The 21837-nt window shown below is 58.1% G+C and carries 19 protein-coding genes; 11 read left to right on the forward strand and 8 right to left on the reverse strand.

Going from position 1 to position 21837, the window contains the following annotated elements; translation table 11 throughout:
• The first annotated feature begins 30 nt into the window (after positions 1-30).
• From B9Z42_RS04100 to B9Z42_RS04110, 3 genes are all read left to right on the forward strand, one after another.
• Positions 31-1344 carry an amidase gene (locus B9Z42_RS04100; RefSeq protein ID WP_100132071.1) on the forward strand — a complete coding sequence of 438 codons (1314 nt, stop codon included), beginning with the start codon at positions 31-33 and terminating at the stop codon, positions 1342-1344.
• Positions 1345-1429: 85 nt separating this feature from the next.
• A complete protein-coding gene (locus B9Z42_RS04105) occupies positions 1430-1819 on the forward strand; it encodes a hypothetical protein (protein WP_100132072.1) in 390 nt (129 codons plus the stop codon).
• Positions 1820-1933: 114 nt separating this feature from the next.
• The gene (locus B9Z42_RS04110) at positions 1934-2380 is read left to right on the forward strand and encodes a hypothetical protein (RefSeq protein WP_143474030.1); all 447 of its coding nucleotides are present in this window, start codon (positions 1934-1936) and stop codon (positions 2378-2380) included.
• Here B9Z42_RS04110 and B9Z42_RS04115 read toward each other — a convergent pair.
• Together B9Z42_RS04115 and B9Z42_RS04120 are read right to left on the reverse strand one after the other, a co-directional pair.
• Complete coding sequence (locus B9Z42_RS04115) at positions 2377-3303, reverse strand: 3'-5' exonuclease (protein ID WP_100132074.1); 927 nt, start codon at positions 3301-3303, stop codon at positions 2377-2379. The genes B9Z42_RS04110 and B9Z42_RS04115 overlap by 4 nt on opposite strands.
• Before the next feature lie 30 nt (positions 3304-3333).
• On the reverse strand, positions 3334-4554 hold the full coding sequence (locus tag B9Z42_RS04120) for an MFS transporter (protein WP_233203517.1): 1221 nt from the start codon (positions 4552-4554) through the stop codon (positions 3334-3336).
• A 131-nt stretch (positions 4555-4685) separates the two neighbouring features.
• Between B9Z42_RS04120 and B9Z42_RS04125 the strand changes: the two genes are divergently transcribed.
• The 4 genes from B9Z42_RS04125 to B9Z42_RS04140 all read left to right on the forward strand — a co-directional run bounded on the left by B9Z42_RS04125 (position 4686) and on the right by B9Z42_RS04140 (position 7751).
• On the forward strand, positions 4686-5240 hold the full coding sequence (locus B9Z42_RS04125; RefSeq protein ID WP_100132075.1) for a phospholipase D family protein: 555 nt from the start codon (positions 4686-4688) through the stop codon (positions 5238-5240).
• Positions 5241-5415: 175 nt separating this feature from the next.
• Complete coding sequence (gene phaP / locus B9Z42_RS04130; protein ID WP_100132076.1) at positions 5416-5961, forward strand: TIGR01841 family phasin; 546 nt, start codon at positions 5416-5418, stop codon at positions 5959-5961.
• A 102-nt stretch (positions 5962-6063) separates the two neighbouring features.
• On the forward strand, positions 6064-7173 hold the full coding sequence (locus tag B9Z42_RS04135) for an NAD(P)/FAD-dependent oxidoreductase (protein WP_100132077.1): 1110 nt from the start codon (positions 6064-6066) through the stop codon (positions 7171-7173).
• Positions 7174-7193: 20 nt separating this feature from the next.
• Complete coding sequence (locus tag B9Z42_RS04140; protein WP_100132078.1) at positions 7194-7751, forward strand: C40 family peptidase; 558 nt, start codon at positions 7194-7196, stop codon at positions 7749-7751.
• Between the two features lie 69 nt (positions 7752-7820).
• Here the strand turns inward: B9Z42_RS04140 and B9Z42_RS04145 are convergent, their stop codons facing one another.
• Entirely contained in the window at positions 7821-8930 is a 1110-nt protein-coding gene (locus B9Z42_RS04145) for a quinone-dependent dihydroorotate dehydrogenase (RefSeq protein WP_100132079.1), read from the reverse strand.
• A 41-nt stretch (positions 8931-8971) separates the two neighbouring features.
• On the opposite strand from B9Z42_RS04145, the gene rpiA reads away from it, so the two are divergent.
• On the forward strand, positions 8972-9670 hold the full coding sequence (rpiA, locus tag B9Z42_RS04150) for a ribose-5-phosphate isomerase RpiA (RefSeq protein WP_100132080.1): 699 nt from the start codon (positions 8972-8974) through the stop codon (positions 9668-9670).
• A complete protein-coding gene (locus B9Z42_RS04155) occupies positions 9625-10371 on the forward strand; it encodes an SDR family NAD(P)-dependent oxidoreductase (protein WP_233203518.1) in 747 nt (248 codons plus the stop codon). Before rpiA ends, B9Z42_RS04155 begins: the two co-directional genes overlap by 46 nt.
• 7 nt (positions 10372-10378) lie before the next feature.
• Here B9Z42_RS04155 and B9Z42_RS04160 read toward each other — a convergent pair whose 3' ends face one another.
• From B9Z42_RS04160 to B9Z42_RS04180, 5 genes are all read right to left on the reverse strand, one after another.
• Positions 10379-10990: a LysE family translocator gene (locus tag B9Z42_RS04160; RefSeq protein ID WP_100132082.1), complete on the reverse strand. Its 612-nt coding sequence runs from the start codon at positions 10988-10990 to the stop codon at positions 10379-10381.
• Between the two features lie 5 nt (positions 10991-10995).
• On the reverse strand, positions 10996-13137 hold the full coding sequence (locus B9Z42_RS04165; RefSeq protein ID WP_100132083.1) for a M3 family metallopeptidase: 2142 nt from the start codon (positions 13135-13137) through the stop codon (positions 10996-10998).
• Between the two features lie 13 nt (positions 13138-13150).
• Positions 13151-14017 carry a bifunctional methylenetetrahydrofolate dehydrogenase/methenyltetrahydrofolate cyclohydrolase FolD gene (folD, locus tag B9Z42_RS04170; RefSeq protein ID WP_100132084.1) on the reverse strand — a complete coding sequence of 289 codons (867 nt, stop codon included), beginning with the start codon at positions 14015-14017 and terminating at the stop codon, positions 13151-13153.
• A gap of 97 nt (positions 14018-14114) precedes the next feature.
• Entirely contained in the window at positions 14115-14741 is a 627-nt protein-coding gene (locus B9Z42_RS04175; RefSeq protein WP_100132283.1) for a response regulator transcription factor, read from the reverse strand.
• A 22-nt stretch (positions 14742-14763) separates the two neighbouring features.
• Positions 14764-17274 (reverse strand): PAS domain S-box protein, encoded by a 2511-nt coding sequence (locus B9Z42_RS04180; protein WP_100132284.1) that lies wholly within the window; start codon positions 17272-17274, stop codon positions 14764-14766.
• A 167-nt stretch (positions 17275-17441) separates the two neighbouring features.
• Between B9Z42_RS04180 and aceE the strand changes: the two genes are divergently transcribed.
• Both aceE and aceF read left to right on the forward strand, forming a co-directional pair.
• Positions 17442-20153, forward strand: a complete 2712-nt coding sequence (gene aceE, locus B9Z42_RS04185) for a pyruvate dehydrogenase (acetyl-transferring), homodimeric type (RefSeq protein ID WP_100132085.1) — start codon at positions 17442-17444, stop codon at positions 20151-20153.
• A 15-nt stretch (positions 20154-20168) separates the two neighbouring features.
• Complete coding sequence (gene aceF / locus B9Z42_RS04190) at positions 20169-21830, forward strand: dihydrolipoyllysine-residue acetyltransferase (protein WP_100132086.1); 1662 nt, start codon at positions 20169-20171, stop codon at positions 21828-21830.
• The last annotated feature ends 7 nt before the right edge of the window (positions 21831-21837 follow it).

The raw sequence follows: 21837 nt of genomic DNA on the forward strand, positions 1-21837 counted from the left end.
GTCTTCAGGCTATCACACGAGGAATTCCCAATGTCCGACACGTTTTCTCACGCCACATCTCAAGACCGGGTCACACGCAGCTTGCAGCTGGCCCACAGCGAGGCTGCACAACACGTGTTCACCCATGTGTTCGACGAGCAAGCGCTGGCGCAAGCCCGCGCTGCTGATGCCGCTCGCCAAGCCGGCAAGCCTCTGGGCGCTTTGCATGGCCTGCCTATCACGCTCAAAGACAACTACGACATGGCCGGCCAGACCACGATGGCGGGCACGGTGGTGTGCGAGGGCGAACCTGCTGCGGCGCAAGACGCTGTCTCGGTTGCCCGTTTGCGCCAAGCCGGTGCCGTGATTGTGGGCAAAACCAACATGAGCGAGTTTGCGTTCTCAGGCGTGGGCATCAACCCGCACTACGGGACGCCGCGTAACCCGTGTGATGCCAAGGTCGCGCGCGTGCCGGGTGGTTCGTCGTCGGGTGCGGCGGTGTCGGTGGCTTTGGGGCTGGCGGTGGCGGGCTTGGGCTCAGATACGGGGGGCTCCATTCGTATTCCAGCGGCCTTGTGCGGTGTGGTCGGGTTCAAAAGCACGCAGTCACGCATTCCTTTGCAAGGGGTGATGGAGTTGTCGCGCACGCTCGATACCGTGGGTGCCATCACCCGCAATGTGCGCGACAGCTTGGTGGTGGAGGGCGTTTTGTCGCAGCAGCCCTTGTTGGCTGATGCGGCGGATTTGCGCGGTGTGCGTTTTGCTGTGCCGCAAACTTTGTTTTTGGACGAGCTGGACCCCGAAGTGGCCTTGGCGTTTGCGCGAGCTTTGACCCGCATTTCTGCGGCGGGCGCACAACTGGTTGAGTTGCCTTTGTCCGCGTTGAGCGAGATTGCAGCGCGCAGCCAGCCGGGTGGTTTTTCACCGGTTGAAGGTTTTGCGGCGCACCATGCGCGTTTGGCGCGCGCCCCAGACCGCATCGATCCGCGTGTGGCGTTTCGCATGGCGCAGGGGAAGGGCGTCAGCGCCCTCGATTATTTGGAGCTGCACAACCGGCGTCACGAATGGATCAGCCACATGGAGGCCGAGCTGCAAGGCTTTGATGCCATGCTCAGCCCGACGGTGGCCTTGGTGGCCCCAGAGTTGGCGCCGTTGCTGGTCGACGATGTGGCCTTCTTCAATACCAACCGACTGCTGTTGCGCAATCCGGCGGCCATCAACTATTTGAATGGCTGCGCGTTCAGTTTGCCGTGCCAAGTTGCAGGTGAATTGCCTGTGGGCTTGATGGTGTCGTCCTTACGCGGTCATGACGCTCGACTGGCTGCCATTGCTTTGGCGTTAGAGCCTTTGCTGATTGCGCCTTAACAAGGGTTTGCAATGCCTTTACAAATGCGTTGCGCGCGGCTTTGAGTTGGCGATGGACAATAGAGGTCTTCAAAGGAGAGCCCACATGAACTTCAATCAACGCACCCTTGGATTAGGCCTTGTGTTGCTGCTCTGCTTCAGCGCGGCCCAAGCACATGGTCCCTACAGAGGCGGCAGCTATCGCCATGGCGGTGGCTGGGGTTACAACGGCTGGTGGGCTCCGGCGTTGGTGGGCGGTGCCATGGTGGGCTCGGCGGTGTATTTGTCGCGGCCCTATCCCGATGTGCAGACGTCGACCATCATCCTCAACAACCCGCCGACGGTGGTGGTGACCCACCCTCAACCCATGTACGCCCCCCAAGTCAGTGGCATGCCTGCTGCACCTGTTGAAGCTTACTTTTGCCAAGAAACGCGTCAGTACTACCCCCAGGTGCAAACCTGCGTCAGCCCTTGGTTGGTGGTGATTCCTCGTTAACTTTGCGGGGACTTTTCAGGGGTGTGGGCGTCCGCTGTCATCCATTCGCTCAAGCCGCGCGTTGTGATCTGACCGCAAGGTCTTTGATCGCAACTTTTGCAAAGTGAGTTCCCCATGAAACGTGTTGTCCAACTCTTGGTCTGTGTTTTAGCAGGTGTGTGCGCTGTTCCCGCGATGGCGGATGGTCGTGGTCACGGTGGCTGGCATGGCGCAGGTTGGCATGGCGCAGGTGGGCATGTGAACCGCTTCAATGGTGGTCAGCAGTTCGGTGCTCACCAAGGCGGCGTTCACCAGGGTGGCGGTTTTGCTTATCGACACGGCGGTCACGGCCATCGTGGTGGTTGGAGCGGCAATTGGGTGGGCCCCGCTGTGGGGGCGGCCTTGTTAGGCGGCGCTATTTATGCTGCCAGCACCCCCAGCTATGCGGTTCAACAGCAAGTTCTGATTGCCCCCCAGCCTCTGCCTGCAGCACCGCGTGTGGCGTACTTTTGCAGCACGGCTCAGGCCTATTACCCCCAAGTGCCCACTTGCCAAGTGCCTTGGCAGTTGGTCAGCTATTAAAGCGTGACCATCTCTTTGTGACCTTCGCGGTTGGAGTAGCGCACTTGGCCGCCTTGGGTCTCAATTTCAACCCGCGCGCTGCGTTGGCCATAAACCCGGCTTTTCAGCCAATCCAACTCTTGCTGCCGTTCTTTTGGGCCAGCCACTACGCGGCTCCAGCAGCGTAACTCGGCGGACCAGCGGTAGCCCCGTGTTTTGAGCATGTCTTTGGTTTCAAACGGTGAGTTGATCGCGTAGATTTTTTCTTGCGGCTTATTGAGCGTTTCGAGCAAGGCCAGCATGGCGGTTTGTTGGCTTTGCGGCAGTACGCGGTTGAGTAACTCCAGCAAAGCCCAGCAGTCGGCTTCGGCGCGATGGGCCTCGTAAAAATAGCCTTGGGTGCCCACCAAATACTCCAGTTTGGCCGACCCAAACCCTTCATCGCGCCAGTTGATGTCGTTGATGCTGCAGGCCCAGTTCAGCTTCTGAAACAGGGGCCAGCGCGCTTCCACAAACGGGCGGTCAAATTTGGCGTTGTGGGCAATCACCACTTGCACGTCTTTCATCAGCGCGGCCACTTGGGCGTCGTCAATGCGTTTGCCTTGCACCATGTCGTCGGTGATGTGGTGCACCGCGATGGTGGCGGGGGGAATGGCAAAGCCGGGGTCTTCCAACTCGTCAAACACGTTCAGCACTTGGTAGACCACACCGGTTTCTGGATCGAACTCGAACACCAGCATGCCCAGCTCGATCACACGGTCGTTATTGGAATCAAGGCCTGTGGTTTCGGTGTCGAGCACCACGCCTTTGCACAAGCGCTGGCCCGGTTGTGCCTGGTTCATCGTGTGACGTGGCACCAAGCGGCGCAACACGCGGTAGTCGGGGTGCTGCTCCAGTTGTTGGGCAATTTGTTCGAGGGCTTGGGGGGTGAGCGTGTCGGTCATGCGAGAGAAAAACGGTGAAATGAGAAAAGTTTAAGCGCGGTCCGCTTCAGTCGCGTTGCGCCGGGCGGTGGCCTGCGAAAAAAACAAGCCCAGAGCCACCACGGCGACCGCATCGCAGGCCATCACAGCGCTCGATGAAAAGTGGTCCATCAACGCGGCCAAAGCCAATACGCCGAGGGATTGCCCCAAAAACAAGGAGCCTGCAAACAGGGTCACGCCGGTGGCGCGCGCCGTGGGCACCATCTGTGTGGCCTTGGCTTGCAAGGTGTTGTGAAGCATGGCGAAACCAAAGCCCGCCACAAAGCATGCCGGAATAGCCAAAGGCCACCAAGGCGTGAGCGCGATCCCCCCAAATGCCAAGCCTAAAGCCAAGCCGCCGTAGCGGGCCAGCCCGACTTCGCCAAAGCGGCGAATCGTCGACTTGGCGGTGGCCATGTAGGTCAAGCCACCCAATCCAAAGAGTGCTGTGGTGGCGCCTGACAAGGTCAAAGAAATGCCATGCGTGTGGTGCAAGTGCGACGCCGTCACGGCCAACAAGCCAAACACGGTGGCACCTTCGAGGACCGCGGTCCCCAATAAAGTGCGGGCCCACGGGTTGCGCGCCACTTGGGCCAGTTGTTTGAAAAATCCAGCGGGGGCATGGTCAGCAGGGGGCGTGTGGTCAAGGTGTGCGCTGTGGCGCCACAGCAGCCAAGTGACAACACAGAAAAAAGCCGCCATCAGCGCAAACGCCCAACGCCAGCCTAAGGTATCGGTCAGCAAGCCGCCAAACAGTTGGCCCGCCGTGATGCCCAGCATGGTGCCCAAGCCCACACGGGCCAAGGTTTCTTGCCGCATTTCGTAATGCACCATGTCGCCCACCCACGCCATGGTCAGCGGAATGATGGCCGCTGCGGCGACCGCGGTGACCACCCGCGCCGCCACTAAAAATTGCAAATCACCGCTTGCCACGGACAACGCGCAGCCCACGGTGCAGACCAAGGTGGCCAGCAGCACCACGCGGTACTTGCCAAAACGGTCGCCGACGGGGCCATAAAACAATTGCATCAAGCCATAGACGATGGCAAACACAGAAATAACTTGGGCCACTTCGCCAATAGGCGCATTGAACTCACGCGACAGCTCCGGCAGCATGGGGTCGCAAATGCGCTGCACCGCCATGCTCGAAAACGTGGCCAAAGACAACAGAAAAATCGCTCGTCGGGTGGCGGGCGATAGGGCGAGAGAGAGGGGATGTGGGGCAGATTTCAAAGCGCAACCACTTTACTACGGGCTTGCTTTTTCGCATGTCACAGGGGCGCATGATTTGGTGATTTATCTTTGAATTTGTTGATAAATTGATTAAATTAATTAATCAGTCATCGAGCAGATAACATTCACGCATGGAGCACCTGAGATTTGTTCGCGTGATGTTGGCCGTGTACGCGTTTGCGCTCAGCGCGGGCTGCGCGTCGGTTGACAAAGCGCCTGATTTTTCCAAGTCCTCTCTTCCCACCGCCGAGGTATTGGGGGTGTATTTCAGTCCACCGGCCGGTGCGGCTGCCGCCATCGTCAAAGCCATCGACGCCAGTGAGCGCGAAGTGCTGGTGCAAGCCTACGGCTTCACGCACCAGGGCATTGCGCAAGCCTTGGTGCGGGCGCAGCAGCGTGGGGTCGCCGTTCAAGTGCTGTTGGACATGAAAACTGGCAAATCCAACCGCGGTGTGGCGGACGTTTTAGCGGCGGGCCACGTGGCGGTGCGTGAAGATGGCAAGCACGCCATTGCGCATAACAAAGTGATGGTGATTGATGGGGCGGTGGTGATTACCGGCAGCTTTAACTTCACAAATTCGGCAGAAATGCGAAATGCCGAAAACACCTTGATTCTCAAATCTACCGAATTGGCGCAAATTTACAAAAAACAATGGACGCAGCATTGGGCGCATGGGCGGGAGTGACCAGTCCGCGTCCAGATTTAGTCTGCCGGCTCTAAACACCGGTTTCAGCGCAGGCCATTGCTTGTCAAGGCTGACATTGTCTTTAGAATTCAATCAATGCTGCACTGCAACAAAAAGCAGCCCAGGTGGGTAAGTTCTGCGCAGTTTTCATTTTTATTAATTTTGGAGATTCAACATGAACATGACCCCTGAACAAATCATCGCTGCCAACAAAGCCAATTTGGAAACACTGATGGGCTTGACCACCAAGGCTTTCTCTGGTGTAGAGCAACTCATCGAGTTGAACTTGGCGGCTGCCAAATCTGCTTTGGCTGACTCGCAGCAACAAACCCAAGCTGCTTTGAGCGTGAAAGACGCCCAAGAGTTGGTGGCTTTGCAAGCCAGCCTGTTCCAGCCTTTGGCCGAAAAAGCAGCCGCTTACAACCGTCATTTGGTCGAAATCGCGACTGGTTCCAGCGCTGAGTTTCAAGGCCACGTTGAAGGCAAAGTGGCTGAAGCTCAAAAAGCTTTCCACGCCATGATCGACAACGCCACCAAAAATGCACCTGCCGGTTCTGAAGCCGCTGTGGCTGCCTTCAAAACGGCCGTTTCTGCCGGCAACAATGCCTTAGAAACTGTGCAAAAAGCGGTGAAACAAGCAACGGATGTTGCTGACGCTAACCTGAAAACCATGACCGCTACCGCTTTGAACGCTGGCAAAACAACTGCTAAAAAGCGTTGATCCAACGCTGACCCTTTCAGGTTTTCCAAGACCTTGAGACGGCACCTTCGGGTGCCGTTTTTTTTGGTTCTAATACAAGCCTGTTGAACAAGGAGTGCTGTTTTGGACAAAGTGGATGGTGTCGTGATTGGCGCAGGGGTGGTCGGATTGGCGGTGGCGCGCGCGCTGACGCAGGCTGCGCCCGACAACGCCCGCGATTGGTTGGTCCTCGAGGCGGCAGACGCGATTGGCACTGGCACAAGTTCGCGCAACAGTGAGGTCATCCACGCTGGTATTTACTACCCGCAAGGTTCGCTCAAGGCCCAGTTATGTGTCAAAGGGCGCCAAATGCTCTATGCCTATGCGGCGGAGCGTGGCATTGGACACCAGCGTTGTGGCAAGTTGATCGTGGCGACCAACGATCACCAAGTGACGGCTCTTCAGAGCATTCTTCAAAAAGCCCATGCCAACGGCGTGACCGACTTGGTGCAAATCGACGCTGCTTCGGCACAAGCCATGGAGCCCGCCTTGTCGTGTGTGGCGGCTTTGCATTCACCCAGCACCGGTATTGTGGACAGCCACGGTTTGATGCTCAGTTTGCAGGGTGACTTTGAAAATGCAGGGGGCATCGTTGCGTTCAATTCAGCGGTGACTGACGCCGTCTGCACGCCTGAAGGGATCGTGTTGTGTATGGCCGATGGCTCGGAATTGATGGCGCAAACGGTGGTCAACGCGGCGGGTTTGACCGCACCTTGGCTGGCGCGCAAGTTTCAGGGCTTGGCCGCGCAGCATGTGCCGCAGGCTTACTTTGCCAAGGGAAACTATTTCACGCTCTCAGGTAAATCACCGTTTTCGCGCTTGATTTACCCCGTGCCTGAAGCCGCAGGTTTGGGCGTGCATTTGACTTTAGACCTGGGCGGTCAAGCCAAATTTGGCCCCGATGTGCAGTGGGTCGACAGCCCCGACGACTTGGTGGTGTCGCCCGAGCACGAGCAACTGTTCTACAACGAGGTGCGCAAATATTGGCCGGCCCTAGCCGACGGCGCTTTGCAAGCGGGCTATGCCGGCATTCGCCCCAAGATTTCTGGCCCGCAAGAGGCATCGGCCGACTTTTGCATCCAAGGCCCTGCGGTGCATGGCGTGAAGGGTTTGGTGAATTTGTTTGGCATTGAGTCGCCGGGCTTGACCAGCTCGCTCGCCATTGGCGAGGCTGTGCGGCAGGCGTTGCAATAAAAGCGGATGTTGGTGCTGACATGTCTGTGACTACAAGCACCTCCAAAGGCATACACGTCGCCATGCTTGTCCCCAGGCATGCAATGACGAAGCGCCATTTTTTGGCGTTGTGTTTCACGCCTTGGGTGTTTGGGTGTTCGACGGCACCGCGTCAGGCGTCGATTACCGCACCGACCCCGCAAACCTATCCCAATAACCCTGCCAAGCGCCAAGACATCGTGATGCAAGCCATTGCCATGCTCGACCGCGGCTACACCTACGGCGGCAAAAAACTGCACACGGGGTTTGATTGTTCGGGCTTGGTGACGTTTGTTTACAAAGAATCAGCGGGTATTTCGCTCAAAGGGAGTGCGGCGCAGATGGCCAGTGCCAGCAAACCGTTAGAAGCCCATGAAGCCCACCCGGGTGATTTGGTGTTTTTCAACACGCTAGGCAGCGCGTTTTCGCATGTGGGCATTTACATCGGCTCGGGCAAATTTGTGCACGCTGCCAATGAGCGCACCGGTGTGAAAACCGAGCGACTGAGCAACGGCTATTGGTCCAAGCGCTTTGAGGGCTACCGCACCATTTTTGCCTAACGCCTAACGCCTAACGCCTAACGCCTAACGCCTAACGCCTAACGCCTAAGCTCCGTTTATCTTTGCGTTTTAGCCATGATCGCGAATGGCCAGCGCAGCTTCTTTCACCAACGCGGGGCCTTTGTAAATCAAGCCGGTGTAAATCTGCACCACATCCGCACCCGCTTTGATTTTGGCCACGGCATCGTCGCCGCTCAAAATGCCGCCCACGCCGATGATGGGGAAGTTCGGGCCCATCGCCGCACGGAGCTGGCGAATGACTTCGTTGCTTTTCTCGAACACAGGCGCGCCTGAGAGACCACCGGTTTCTTCACCGTGCGCCATGCCTTTGACCGCATCGCGGGCGATGGTGGTGTTGGTGGCGATCACGCCCCATGAAGGCTCAGCTTGCTTACCTTCACCGGATGAATGCGAGCCATCACTCACGCAATGACGCTTCAAGGTGGCCGCAATCACCGCGATTTGGTCGCTGTCCAAATCAGGTGCAATTTTGATGAATACCGGTACTTGCTTGTTGTGCTTTTTAGCCAACTCAGCACGGCGTTTGGCGAGCGTGCCAATCAGCGCGTCTAGTGCTTCGTCGCTTTGCAACTCGCGCAGGTTCTTGGTGTTGGGGCTGGAGATATTCACCGTCACGTAGTCGGCGTGTGGGTACACGCCGTCTAGGCAAATCAGGTAGTCGTCCGCGGCGTTCTCGATGGGTGTGGCGGCGTTCTTGCCGATGTTCAGGCCCAAGAGCATGGGCGAGCCGCCTTGCTTGGCTGAATTCGTGCGGAACTTCGCCAGCTTCACGTTGGCCAAGAACGCATCCAAACCATCGTTGTTAAAACCTAGGCGGTTGATCAGCGCATTGGCTTCGGGCAAACGAAACATGCGCGGCTTGGGGTTGCCCGGCTGGCCCTTGGGCGTGACCGTGCCCACTTCGACAAAGCCAAACCCCATGGCGGCCAAGCCGTCGATGCAGTGCGCGTTTTTGTCCAAGCCTGCGGCCAAGCCCACACGGTTGGGAAAGGTCAAGCCTGCCAACTGCACGGGGTCTTGCACACGGGTTTGGCAGTAGGCCCAAGCCAGCGGTGTGTTTTGTGTGCGGGCCAGCATGGCCAGCGTGTGCTCATGGGCGGTCTCTGCATCCATGGCGAACAGAAAAGGACGGGCAAGTGAATAAGGCAACAACGACATGGATAATCTCAAGCTTTGATAGAACCCTTGGATTTTCGCCCATGAGCACCCCACAAAACGTTGCCCCCCTGACACAAGATGAATTGAAAACTTTGGTGGGCCAAGCCGCCTTGCAGTACGTGCTGCAAGGCGAGGTGGTGGGTGTGGGCACGGGCTCCACGGTGAACAAATTCATAGACGCGCTGGCGACGATGAAAGACCAAATCAAAGGCGCGGTGTCGAGCTCGGTGGCCTCCACCGAACGCTTGCAAGCCTTGGGCATCCCCGTGTTTGAAGCGGCCGACGTGGAAAGCCTGTCGGTCTACATCGACGGCGCCGACGAAATCGATCACCAAGGCCACATGGTCAAAGGCGGCGGCGCGGCGTTGACCCGCGAAAAAATTGTGGCTGCGCAATCCAAGATGTTTGTCTGCATTGCGGATGAAAGCAAGCTGGTCGATACGCTGGGTGCTTTCCCCTTGCCCGTGGAAGTCATCCCCATGGCCACTGCACGCGTGATGCGCCAGTTCGCCGCGATGGGCGGCAGCGCCAAGGTACGTTTGAAAGACGGCCAGCCGCTGGTGACCGACAACGGCCAACACATTGTCGATGTGACAGGCCTGAAAATCAGCGACCCCCTAAAGTTTGAAACTGACGTCAGCCAATGGCCGGGTGTGGTGACTGTGGGTGTGTTTGCGCACCAAAAAGCGCAGGTGTGTTTGTTGGGCACTTCGACCGGCGTGAAGACGCTGACGTTTTGAACAGCCTAGGCACTTCTTACCGCGCCTTGGTGCTGGGTGCCACAGGCGCACTGGGCAGCGCTTTTGTGGAGGCCTTGCGCGCTGATGCAGCTTGCTCGCACGTGGTGGGCTTGTCGCGCAGCTCGCAACCCGCGTTTCGCTTGGAAGACGAAGCCAGCATGGCCGCTGCAGCGGCGGCTCTCGTGGCTCAAGCGCAAGGGCCGTTTCACCTCATCATCGACGCCACGGGCGCGCTCGTGATCGACGGGCAGGGTCCAGAAAAGCATTTAGGCGCACTCAACGCCATACAGCTGGCCCGAGCATTTGAAGTCAACACCATCGGCCCCGCGTTGCTGGTCAAACACTTTGTGCCCTTGTTGGCCACCGAGCAGCGGAGCATTTACGCCAAGCTCTCAGCGCGTGTGGGCAGCATCAGCGACAACCACAAGGGAGGTTGGTATGGCTACCGCGCCGCCAAAGCTGCTCTGAATATGGTGCTGCAAACGGCCGCGATTGAAGCGGCTCGCAAACGCCCCCAACTCGTGGTCGCGGCTATGCAGCCTGGCACGGTGGCGTCTAACTTGTCAGCCCCGTTTGTGCCTGCCAAAGACTGCCTCACGCCTGCGCAATCGGTGGCAGGTTTGTTGAGTACTTTGGATGATTTGCCGGCACAAGCTGCCGCGCATTTTGTGGACTACAAAGGCGAAGCCATTCCTTGGTGAGCACGGTTTAAAACTTCGCCATCCAAGTGGCAGTCAGCACCAAGATCGCGGCCATGCCACGGTTGAACCAGCGTCGGCGCAGACCGGTATCTTTGGGGCCGTTGAGCCAAGCCCGCAACAGCGAGCCGATGAGGGCGTAAGTTAGGTTGCTTGCAAATCCAAAGGCGACCATGGCGGGCAAGAGCAGGCCCAATCGCGGCCAGAAGTCTGGGCGACCAGCCAGCCAGCCGGAGACGAGGGTCAAGGCCAGCATCCACGCTTTGATGTTCACGAACTGCAGCATCACGCCTTGGAGAAAGGTGACGTCTAGCCGTTCAACTTGGGCGCTGGAGGGTGCCGCTGCCCGCGCCAATTTGAACGCCAGCCACAGCAAATAAGCCACGCCCACGACTTGGATGCCGCTTCGCAATGCGGGCTGCGCTTCGATCAACGCGCCCACACCTGCGGCAGACAAGCTGAGTATCAAGCCCCAACCGACGGGCACCGACACCACAAACGGCAACGCATGGCGCAACCCTCGGTTGGCCGCCAGTGCGGTGGACAGTGTGGTGTTGGGCCCCGGCGTGAAGCTGGTTGCCGTCAGCAACATCAGCAGGGCTGACAGCTCGGCAGCTTGCATGGTGCTTAGGCCATACCTTGGTGTCGCAGCAGCGCGTCTAGCTTAGGCTCACGGCCTCGGAACGCTTTGAACGATGCCATCGCAGGGCGGCTGCCACCAGCTTCCAAAATTTCTTGGCGGTAGCGGCGGCCTGTCTCTAGGCTGGGCTCGCCGTCTGCGCCTGCAGTTTCTTCAAACGCGGCGTAGGCATCGGCACTCAGCACCTCAGCCCACTTGTAGCTGTAGTAGCCGGCGGCATAGCCGCCTGCAAAGATGTGGCTGAAGGTGTGCAGTGTGCGGCCCCATGCAGGGCTTTGCAGCACGGCCACTTCGGCGCGCACGTCGCGCAGTACCTGCATGAAGTCTTGGGCTTTCTCGCCATCGGTGTGCAGCTGCATGTCCACGAGTGAGAACTCGATTTGGCGCAGGGTTTGCAAGCCGCATTGGAAGTTTTTGGCGGCCAGCATTTTGTCGAACAAGGCGCGTGGCAAGGGCTCGCCGGTGTCCACATGCGCCGTCATATGGCGCAGCACAGACCACTCCCAACAGAAATTTTCCATGAACTGGCTGGGCAGCTCAACCGCATCCCATTCCACGCCGCTGATGCCCGACACATCGCGCTCGTTCACTTGTGTGAGCATGTGGTGCAGGCCGTGGCCACATTCGTGGAAGAGGGTGATCACGTCGTCGTGGGTGAGCAGCGGTGGCTTGCCGCCTACGCCCTCTGCGAAGTTGCACACGAGTTGCGCCACGGGGGTTTGCAAAATGCCCGTGTCGGGACGCAACCAGCGGGCCCGCACATCGTCCATCCATGCGCCGCCGCGTTTGCCAGCGCGCGCACCGGGGTCGAGATAGAACTGACCCACCAACTCCGGTGGCAAATTCTTTGTGCGTGTTGCTTCTGTGTGGCGTTCAATGCGATAGAACTCCACGGCAGGGTGCCACACGGGCGCGCTGTCTCTGCGAATGCTCACCTCAAACAGGGTTTCCACAATTTTGAACAAACCGGCCAACACTTTGGGTGCGGTGAAGTACGGCTTGACCTCTTGCTCGCTGAATGCATAGCGCGCCTCTTTGAGTTTCTCGCCGATGTACGGCCAGTCCCATGGTTGTGGGTCTTGCAAGTTCAAGTGTTCGGCGGCAAAGGCGCGCATCTCGGCCACGTCTTTTTCGGCATAGGGGCGGGCACGTTTGGCGAGGTCACGCAAGAAGGCCATCACCTCGGCGGGCGACTGGGCCATCTTGGTGGCCAGCGACACCTCGGCGTAGTTGGCGTAGCCCAAGAGCTGCGCTTCTTCTTGGCGCAGGGCCAAGATTTCTTTCACCCAGGGCGTGTTGTCTTGCTCAGTTTTACCCGCTTGCACCGCTTCAGATTGGTCCGAGGCGCGTGTGGCGTAGGCACGGTACAGCTTTTCACGCAGTGCCGAGCTGTGGGCAAACTGCATGATGGGCAAATAGCACGGCATTTTGAGGCTGAGCTTGTGCATCGGCGCAGCGGGGCTGAGGTTGGCCGTTCCATCGGTGGCTGGTTGGGCGCTCTGTTGCGCGGCGTCTGCCTCGGCGGCAGCGCGGGTGGCTTGTTGCACGTCGTCGGGCACGCCCGCCAATTCGTCAGCCGTAACCAGCAAGGACCATTGGTCGGTGGCATCCAGCACGTTCTCGCTGAACTTTTGGCCCACGTCGGCCATGCGCTCTTGAATTTGCGCAAAGCGTTCTTTGGCGGCACCTTCCAGTTCAGCGCCCGAGAGCACAAAGTTGCGCATGGCGTTGGTGTGGGCTTGGCGCTGCTCGGCGTTCAAACTGGCCAAAGGAATGGCTTTGTACTTGGCGTACAAGCGCTCGTCGGCCCCAAGGCGGGTGTAGAACTCGGTCACACGCGGCAGCGCTTCGGTGTACGCCGCGCGCAGCTCGGGCGTGTCGGCCACAGAATGCAAATGGCTCACCGCACCCCAAGCGCGGCTGAGTTTTTCGGTGGCCACATCCAGCACGGCAGCGATGGCTTTCCACTCGGGCGGAAAGTCAGCAGCCGTCACTTGCCCTAATGCCGCATCTGCAGCGGGCAACAGTTGATCGAGCGCGGGCGCGATGTGCTCGGGCTTGATGGCGTCAAACAGCGGGTGGTCGCCGAAGTCGAGAAGTGGGTTGGTGGGAGCAGTGTGAAGTGTCATCGTCTGTAACTCGTTAAGCGTGTTGCTTCTCAGATAAGGCACGTTGTGCCGATTCCAAGGTGTTGACCAACAACATGGTAATGGTCATCGGCCCCACGCCACCGGGCACGGGTGTGATGTAGCTGGCGACTTCTTTCACGCCGTCAAAGTCCACGTCGCCGCAGAGCTTGCCTTCCTCGTTGCGGTTCATGCCCACGTCGAGCACCACGGCACCGGGCTTGACCATGTCTGCGGTCAGCACATTGCGCTTGCCCACGGCGGCCACGATCACGTCGGCTTGCAAGGTGAGGGCCTTGAGGTTTTGGGTGCGCGAGTGCGCCACGGTCACGGTGGCGTCTTTTTGCAAAAGCATCAGGGCCATGGGCTTGCCCACGATGTTGCTGCGGCCAATCACCACGGCATGTTTGCCTTTTAGGTCGTACCCGATGCTCTCCAACATCTTCATGCAGCCGTAAGGCGTGCAAGGCCAGAAACCGGGCATGCCAGTCATCAGTGCACCGGCGCTGGCGATGTGAAAACCGTCCACATCTTTGGTGGGGCTGATGGCTTCGATCACTTTTGTTGCGTCGATGTGCGCAGGCAAAGGCAGTTGCACCAAGATGCCGTGAATGGCTGGGTCGTTGTTGAGCGCTTCCACGCGGGCCAGCAAATCGGCCTCGCTCATGGTGGCCTCGTATTTTTCGAGCACCGAGTGCAAGCCAGCGTCTTCGCAGGCTTTGACCTTGTTGCGCACGTAAACCTGGCTGGCTGGGTTGTCGCCCACCAACACCACGGCCAAGCCGGGCGTCAGGCCTTGGGCTTTGAGCGCAGCGGTGTCGATGGCGACTTGGGCGCGGAGTTGTTGGGAGAGGGCGTTGCCGTCAATGCGTTGTGCGGTCATGGTGTCTGTGAGGTGGGGGAGGAATTGAAAACGCCCGTCTGGCACGGGCGTTGAGGGGTCATTGTCGCAGCAAGGGCTCTGCAAAGCCTAGGGACGGTTAAGCCTTGGCTGTGTTTTGTCCGAGCGCTGTTTTGAGCAAATCGGCCACGGTGTTGGCGTTGAGCTTTTCCATGATGTTGGCGCGGTGCGCTTCCACAGTTTTGATGCTGATGCCCAGGTCGTCGGCAATTTGCTTGTTCAAGCGACCCGCCACGATGCGTTCCAGCACTTGGGCTTCGCGACCTGTGAGCTTGGCCATCAAGGCGTCGCGGCTGGCGGCTTGTTGCGATTCGGCAAATGACTCGTTGGCCTGAGCCAGCATGCGTTCGACCAAACTCACCAAAGCGGCTTCGTCAAACGGCTTTTGGATGAAGTCCATCGCACCTTTTTTCATGGTGTCCACGGCCATGGGTACGTCGCCATGACCGGTGATGAATACGATGGGCAAGGGCGATTTGCGTTCGACCAATTTGTCTTGCAGCGCCAAGCCGGTCATGCCACCCATGCGGATGTCTACGATCAAGCAAGCGACTTCACGGGCGTCGTAACGGCTGAGGAAGCTTTCAGCAGAATCAAAGCAGCGCACACGGTAGTCTTTACCTTCGAGCAACCATTGCAACGAATCGCGTACTGCCTCGTCATCATCAACAACGTAGACCGTGCCTTTTTTAGGGATCAAACTCATCAATAACTCCAACCTTGGCGGTTTAACGGACTGGTATCCAGAAGGAAAAGCGGCAGCCCGTTATCACTTCAGAATTGTAGAGGTTCTCAGCTTTGAGCCTGCCTTGGTGCGACTCGACGATGCTGCGGCACAAATTCAAGCCAATCCCCATGCCCTCTGGCTTGGTGGAATAGAACGCTTCGAACACCCGTTCCATGACTTCAGGGGGCACGCCACGGCCTGTGTCGGTGACGGTGAATTCAATGACAGACTGGCCTTCTTCAAGGCGTGGCAGCACTTTGAGTTCTACGGCGCGTTCCTGTGAGGGACGCTCTGCAAAGTCAATCGATTCGGCGGCGTTCTTCATCAAATTAATCAGCACTTGCTCGATCAAGATGGGGTCCACGTTGACCTGCGGCAGGTGATCTGCCATCACTTGGGTGAGGCGTACCTGTCGCCGACGCAACTCGATGCCGGCCAATTCGACGGCCTCGTCGACCATGGTGGCGATGTCCGACAAGGTTCGGTTGGGTTCGCTGCGCTTCACAAAGCTGCGAATGCGCTGAATGATTTGTCCGGCACGCTGCGCTTGGTGGGCCGTTTTTTCTAAGGCTTTGAGCAAATCTTCTTCGCTCAGGCTCTTGTTTTGAATACGCGAGACCATGCCGCTGCAATAGTTGTTGATGGCGGTGAGCGGTTGGTTCAACTCATGGGCGACGCTGGAGGCCATTTCGCCCATGGTGATCAAACGGCTGGCGGCTTGGGCCCGTTCGGCTTGCACTTGCCACTGCTCTTCGGCGTTGCGGCGCGGGGTGATGTCGGTGGCAATCACCATTTGGGCCAAACGCCCGTCCACCCAGTTGAGGTAGCGCGAGCGCACCTCCAGCCATTTGCCCAATTCAGGCACAAAGATTTCGGCGTTTTCGCTGCGCACTTCGCTCAGACCATCGGTGGGGAAACCAGCCAGCCCATCGTCTTGGTCTAAGGCGTCATCGTTGGACGCATCAGACGCGGCTTGCAGCTGCATTTGTCGCAACAGGCCTGCTTCGGCCACCAAATTCAGGTGGCCCACCGTGTTGGGTGCAAACCATTGGCGATACAGCTTGTTGGCAAAGAGCAGTTCTTTGCTGCCCAAGGGCGCCACCGACACGGAGGCGTCCAAGCCCTCCAGCACCGTCGTGAAGCGGTCCTGTGCAGCCGAGAGTTGTTCTCGGATGCGGTTGGGCTCGGTGATGTCGGTCATCGAGGTCATCCAACCCGTTTGCTGACCCAGCGCATCGATCAACGGCGACACATACAAACGTGCATCAAACACGAGGCCATCCTTGCGTTTGACGCGCACTTGAAAACCACTGGCCGTGGTTTCGCCCTGCAACTCTTGGTTGAGCTTTTCTTGCAGGTTGTCGATGTCATCATCAGGCCAGTAGGGGAAAGGTGCCTCGCAGCCCACCAGATCCTCTTCGCGCCAGCCCGTCATTTGGCAAAAGGCGGTGTTCACATAGGTGATGCGGCCTGTCATGTCCATGGCCCGCATGCCGGTGAGGATGGAGTTCTCCATGGCGCGGCGGAAGTTGGTTTCAGCCACCAGCGCTTGCTGGGCTTGCACGCGGCGCCGGGTGTGTCGCCAAGTGCCAATCAACATCCAAGCTGTCATGGCGCTAAGTACAGTGACCAACCAGAACACACCATTGCCAATCAGGCCTGGTGACGTCCTGTAGGCCTGCGCGTGCAGCGAGAGGGAATAGCCGACCGGTGTGATGGGTACCTCGTATTCGTTGGTTTTGAGTAACCACGGCAGCACCTCTGTCACGCGAGGTCGGGATTTGTTGGCTTGACCCGCCAATACGTTGTTGTCCGCATCGCGCAAAGACACCGCGTATTTGTTTCTGATGTCGGCGGGCACGCCAAAACGCAGCAGTCCGTCTAGGCTGTACTCTGCCAAGATCACGCCCTCAAACTTACCGCGGTTGACGATAGGGACTTGCAGTTCGAGCTGGGTCACGCTCTGAGAATTGGCTTGGTTGTAGGTGATGGGTTGCGAGTAGACCGGTTGCAGCAAGCCGCGGCTCAGTTCTGAGGTAGCTTTGGTCACGTTATTGCTGAGGGTCTCACCTTGCCAATGCACCACAGCCGCGCCGACGCTGGCGTAGCTCGCACGCACACGGCTGCGACCGTCTAACCAAGACAAGCTGGTGATTTCTGGGTTTTGACTCAGCAGCCCTTGGGCTTCGATCGGAAATTCAGCCACGTTGGTTTCGCGGTTCGCCAGATCGCGCGCCATGCGCAAGAGCTGTTCTTGTTTGTCCAGCAAGCGTAAGCGCAAGCGTTGTTGCGCGTACTCCACATCGCGGCGAACCGTCTCTTGTTCACGGTCGATTTCTTCAAACTTCAAATACCAAAAGGCTGTAGAGATAGCAGCCAAGAACAACACCACCGCTGCCAAAGGAGCCATGAAGGCAAATCGGTCTTGGCGCGTCGGCGTTTGTTGACGCCACCATGCGCTCCAGCGCTTGGCTAAGGGCTTGAAAACTTGAAAGTAAGAGGGCAAAGACATGGGGCTGTAGTTTAGGTCGGGCAGCTTTTGTGATTTCAGTAGAAACCCTATCAAAATTTCATAATAAGAAATCACGAACTGCTATTTGAAATTAGATTGAAAATGTGAGAAACTTATCACTGGAGTCAAAAGCCAAAAAAACTCGTGCCCACATATAGGAGACAAGCATGTCAGCACAACCGACAGATCTGCGCACATTCGCCACAAACGATGCAGACAGCCAAGAAACCCGTGAATGGATGGACGCGCTCACCGCCGTCATCAATGCCGAGGGTCCCGAGCGCGCCCATTACCTGTTGGAGCAATTGCTCGAACACGCGCGCGAGAGCAGCATCGACATGCCGTTCTCTGCCAACACCGGCTACGTGAACACGATCGAACCCGATCAAGAGGCGCATTGCCCCGGCAACATCGAAATTGAAGAGCGCCTGCGCGCCTACATGCGCTGGAACGCGATGGCGATGGTGGTCAAAGCCAACCGCCACAACCCCGCTGATGGCGGCGACTTGGGCGGCCACATTGGCTCCTTCGCCTCGTTGGCCCACATGTTTGGTGCAGGCTTTAACCACTTCTGGCACGCTGAAAACGAAAACCACGGTGGTGATTGCCTGTACATCCAGGGTCACGTATCACCTGGTGTGTACGCCCGCGCTTACCTGGAAGGCCGCTTGACCGAAGAGCAGTTGCTCAACTTCCGTCAAGAAGTGGATGGCAAAGGCTTGTCCAGCTACCCACACCCCAAACTCATGCCTGAGTTCTGGCAGTTCCCCACCGTGTCTATGGGTCTTGGTCCCTTGATGGCCATTTACCAAGCGCGCTTCTTGAAGTACTTGCACGCACGCGGCATTGCCAACACCGAAAACCGCAAAGTCTGGGTGTTCTGCGGCGATGGTGAGATGGACGAAGTCGAATCCTTGGGCGCCATTGGTCTGGCTGCGCGTGAAAACCTCGACAACTTGATCTTCGTGGTGAACTGCAACTTGCAGCGCTTGGACGGCCCAGTGCGCGGCAACGGCAAGATCGTGCAAGAGTTAGAGGGCGAATTCCGTGGCTCCGGCTGGAACGTCATCAAGCTCTTGTGGGGCAGCGAGTGGGACAAGTTGTTGGCCCGCGACAAAGACGGCGCCTTGCGCAAGATCATGATGGAAACCTTGGACGGCGACTTCCAAGCGTTCAAAGCCAACGACGGTGCCTACGTGCGCAAGCATTTCTTCGGTCGCGATCCACGCACACTCGAGATGGTCGCCCACATGAGCGATGACGAAATTTGGAACTTGAAGCGCGGCGGCCACGACCCACAAAAGGTCTACGCCGCCTACGACGCTGCCGTGAAGCACAAAGACCAACCCACGGTGTTGCTGATCAAAACCGTCAAAGGTTTTGGCATGGGCAAAGCGGGTGAAGGCAAGAACAACGTTCACCAAACCAAGAAGCTCACGGACGACGACATCCGCTACATGCGTGACCGCTTCAACATTCCCGTGCCTGACAGCGAGTTGGCCAATGTGCCGTTCTACAAGCCCGCAGACGACACCCCTGAGATGAGGTACTTGCACGAGCGCCGTAAGGCCTTGGGCGGTTACTTGCCACACCGCCGCACGAAAGCTGAAGAAAGCTTCACTGTACCGTCGTTGGACATTTTCAAATCGGTGATGGAGCCCACCGCCGAAGGCCGTGAAATCTCCACGACTCAAGCTTATGTGCGCTTCCTCACGCAGCTCTTGCGTGACCAAGCCTTAGGCCCACGCGTGGTGCCCATTTTGGTGGACGAAGCCCGTACCTTTGGTATGGAAGGTTTGTTCCGTCAAATCGGTATTTACAACCCTGCAGGTCAGCAATACACACCGGTCGATAAAGACCAAGTGATGTATTACAAGGAAGACAAAGCCGGTCAAATTTTGCAAGAAGGCATCAATGAAGCCGGCGGTATGTCGAGCTGGATTGCAGCTGCAACGAGCTACTCCACCAGCAACCGCATCATGGTGCCGTTCTACGTGTACTACTCGATGTTCGGCTTCCAACGCATTGGCGACTTGGCATGGGCGGCGGGCGACATGCAAGCACGCGGCTTCTTGTTGGGCGGCACATCAGGCCGTACCACTTTGAACGGCGAAGGCTTGCAGCACGAAGACGGCCACAGCCACATCATGGCCAACACCATCCCTAACTGCGTGTCGTATGACCCCACCTTCGCCCACGAAGTCGGCGTCATCCTGCACCACGGTTTGAAGCGCATGGTCGAGAAGCAAGAAAACGTTTTCTACTACATCACCTTGTTGAACGAAAACTACGCGATGCCTGGCCTCAAAGCAGGCACCGAAGAGCAGATCATCAAAGGCATGTACTTGCTGCAACAGGGCGAGGGCAAGAAGACGGCACCCCGCGTGAACTTGTTGGGTTCGGGCACCATCTTGCGGGAGTCCATCGCTGCACGCGACTTGCTCGCTGCCGATTGGGGCGTGGCTGCCAACGTGTGGAGCTGCCCAAGTTTCAACGAACTCACACGCGACGGCCAAGACGCTGAGCGTTACAACTTGTTGCATCCCACGGAAACACCCAAAGTGCCTTTCGTGTCGGCCCAGTTGGACCCATACGTCGGCCCCGTGGTGGCTTCCACCGACTACATGAAGGCGTATGCCGAGCAGATTCGTTCGTTCATTCCTAAAGGCCGCACCTACAAAGTGTTGGGCACCGACGGTTTCGGTCGTTCAGACTTCCGCAGCAAGCTGCGTGAGCACTTTGAAGTCAACCGCCACTACATCGTGGTGGCAGCCCTCAAGGCCCTCAGCGAAGAAGGCACCGTGCCCGTGGCACAAGTGGCGGAAGCCATCAAAAAGTACGGCATCAAAGTCGACAAGATCAACCCGCTGTACGCTTAATCTGGGAGACACAACATGGCATTGCTAGAAGTACAAGTCCCGGACATCGGGGATTTCGATGAAGTGACCGTCATTGAGTTGATGGTCAAAGTGGGCGACACCGTGAAAGCGGACCAGTCCCTGATCACCGTTGAATCAGACAAAGCCTCGATGGAAATTCCATCGAGCACAGCGGGTGTGGTGAAAGAACTGCGCGTGAACTTGGGTGACAAGGTCAAGCAAGGCTCGGTGGTGTTGGTGGTGGAAGCTGCGGGTGCCGCTGCAGTGCCTGCGACTGCCGCGCCTGCTGTAGCCGCGCCCGTTGCTGCCGCTGCTGCGCCAGCACCTGTGGCGGCTGCACCAGCTGGCGCCGCATCTGGCCCCATTGAAATTCGCGTGCCAGACATCGGCGACTTCAAAGACGTGGTCGTGATTGAAGTCATGGTCAAGGCTGGCGACACCATCAAGGTCGAACAATCGTTGATCACGGTGGAATCGGACAAAGCGGCGATGGAAATTCCATCGTCACATGCGGGTGTTCTCAAAGATCTCAAAGTCAAAGTGGGCGACACCGTCAACATTGGTGACTTGTTGGCCATTTTGGAAGGTACGGTGTCTGCCGCTGCAGCACCTGTGGCTGTTGCCGCTTCTGCGGTTGCCGCTGTGATTGCAGCACCTGCTGTCGTCGCTGCATCAACTGCTGTTGCTTCAGCCGTCGCTGCTGTGGGAACACCTGCGCATGCGCCCGGTGCGTCCACCTTAGGTTTGCCACACGCATCGCCCTCTGTTCGCAAGTTCGCCCGCGAACTCGGCGTGCCGTTGGATGAAGTCAAAGGCAATGGCCCCAAAGGGCGCATCAGCCAAGACGACGTGCAAGCCTTCACCAAAGCTGTCATGTCGGGTGCTGCCCAAACCAAAGCGCAAGCGGCCAAAGCCCCTGCAGCTTCGGGTGGTGACGGTGCGGCCTTGGGTCTGATCCCTTGGCCCAAGGTCGACTTCGCCAAGTTCGGCCCCATCGAGCGCAAAGAAATGGGCCGCATCAAGAAGATCAGCGGTGCCAACTTGCTCCGCAACGCTGTTCTGATTCCAGCCGTCACCAACCACGACGACGCCGACATCACCGACCTCGAAGCTTTCCGCGTCTCCACCAACAAAGAGAACGAGAAGAGCGGCGTCAAGGTCACGATGCTGGCGTTCTTGATCAAGGCTTGTGTGGCCGCGCTCAAGAAATACCCAGAGTTCAACAGCTCGCTGGATGGCGATGCCATCGTCTACAAAAACTACTGGCACATCGGCTTTGCCGCTGACACGCCCAATGGTTTGATGGTCCCAGTCATCCGCGATTGCGACAAAAAAGGCGTCTTACAGATCAGCCAGGAAATGGGCGAGCTGGCCAAAAAAGCCCGCGACGGCAAACTCGGCCCCGCCGAAATGACGGGCGCTACCTTCACCATCTCCAGCCTCGGCGGCATTGGTGGCAAGTACTTCACACCCATCATCAACGCCCCCGAAGTGGCCATCCTCGGTGTGTGCAAGAGCACCATGGAACCCGTCTGGGACGGCAAGGCATTCCAGCCCCGCCTGATGTTGCCTCTGAGCTTAACGTGGGACCACCGCGTCATCGACGGCGCCGCAGCGGCACGCTTCAACGCGTTCCTCGGTCAAATCCTCAGCGACTTCCGTCGCGTGTTGCTCTAAGGATTGG

This window comes from Limnohabitans sp. B9-3 (assembly GCF_002778325.1).
Classification (GTDB): Bacteria; Pseudomonadota; Gammaproteobacteria; order Burkholderiales; family Burkholderiaceae_C; genus Limnohabitans; species Limnohabitans kasalickyi.

Coding starts and splice junctions, on each gene's coding strand:
- B9Z42_RS04100 (WP_100132071.1), top strand. CDS start 31: ATGTCCGACACGTTTTCTCACGCCACATCTCAAGACCGGGTCACACGC.
- B9Z42_RS04105 (WP_100132072.1), top strand. CDS start 1,430: ATGAACTTCAATCAACGCACCCTTGGATTAGGCCTTGTGTTGCTGCTC.
- B9Z42_RS04110 (WP_143474030.1), top strand. CDS start 1,934: ATGAAACGTGTTGTCCAACTCTTGGTCTGTGTTTTAGCAGGTGTGTGC.
- B9Z42_RS04115 (WP_100132074.1), bottom strand. CDS start 3,303: ATGACCGACACGCTCACCCCCCAAGCCCTCGAACAAATTGCCCAACAA.
- B9Z42_RS04125 (WP_100132075.1), top strand. CDS start 4,686: ATGGAGCACCTGAGATTTGTTCGCGTGATGTTGGCCGTGTACGCGTTT.
- phaP (WP_100132076.1), top strand. CDS start 5,416: ATGAACATGACCCCTGAACAAATCATCGCTGCCAACAAAGCCAATTTG.
- B9Z42_RS04140 (WP_100132078.1), top strand. CDS start 7,194: ATGTCTGTGACTACAAGCACCTCCAAAGGCATACACGTCGCCATGCTT.
- B9Z42_RS04145 (WP_100132079.1), bottom strand. CDS start 8,930: ATGTCGTTGTTGCCTTATTCACTTGCCCGTCCTTTTCTGTTCGCCATG.
- rpiA (WP_100132080.1), top strand. CDS start 8,972: ATGAGCACCCCACAAAACGTTGCCCCCCTGACACAAGATGAATTGAAA.
- B9Z42_RS04160 (WP_100132082.1), bottom strand. CDS start 10,990: ATGCAAGCTGCCGAGCTGTCAGCCCTGCTGATGTTGCTGACGGCAACC.
- B9Z42_RS04165 (WP_100132083.1), bottom strand. CDS start 13,137: ATGACACTTCACACTGCTCCCACCAACCCACTTCTCGACTTCGGCGAC.
- folD (WP_100132084.1), bottom strand. CDS start 14,017: ATGACCGCACAACGCATTGACGGCAACGCCCTCTCCCAACAACTCCGC.
- B9Z42_RS04175 (WP_100132283.1), bottom strand. CDS start 14,741: ATGAGTTTGATCCCTAAAAAAGGCACGGTCTACGTTGTTGATGATGAC.
- B9Z42_RS04180 (WP_100132284.1), bottom strand. CDS start 17,274: ATGTCTTTGCCCTCTTACTTTCAAGTTTTCAAGCCCTTAGCCAAGCGC.
- aceE (WP_100132085.1), top strand. CDS start 17,442: ATGTCAGCACAACCGACAGATCTGCGCACATTCGCCACAAACGATGCA.
- aceF (WP_100132086.1), top strand. CDS start 20,169: ATGGCATTGCTAGAAGTACAAGTCCCGGACATCGGGGATTTCGATGAA.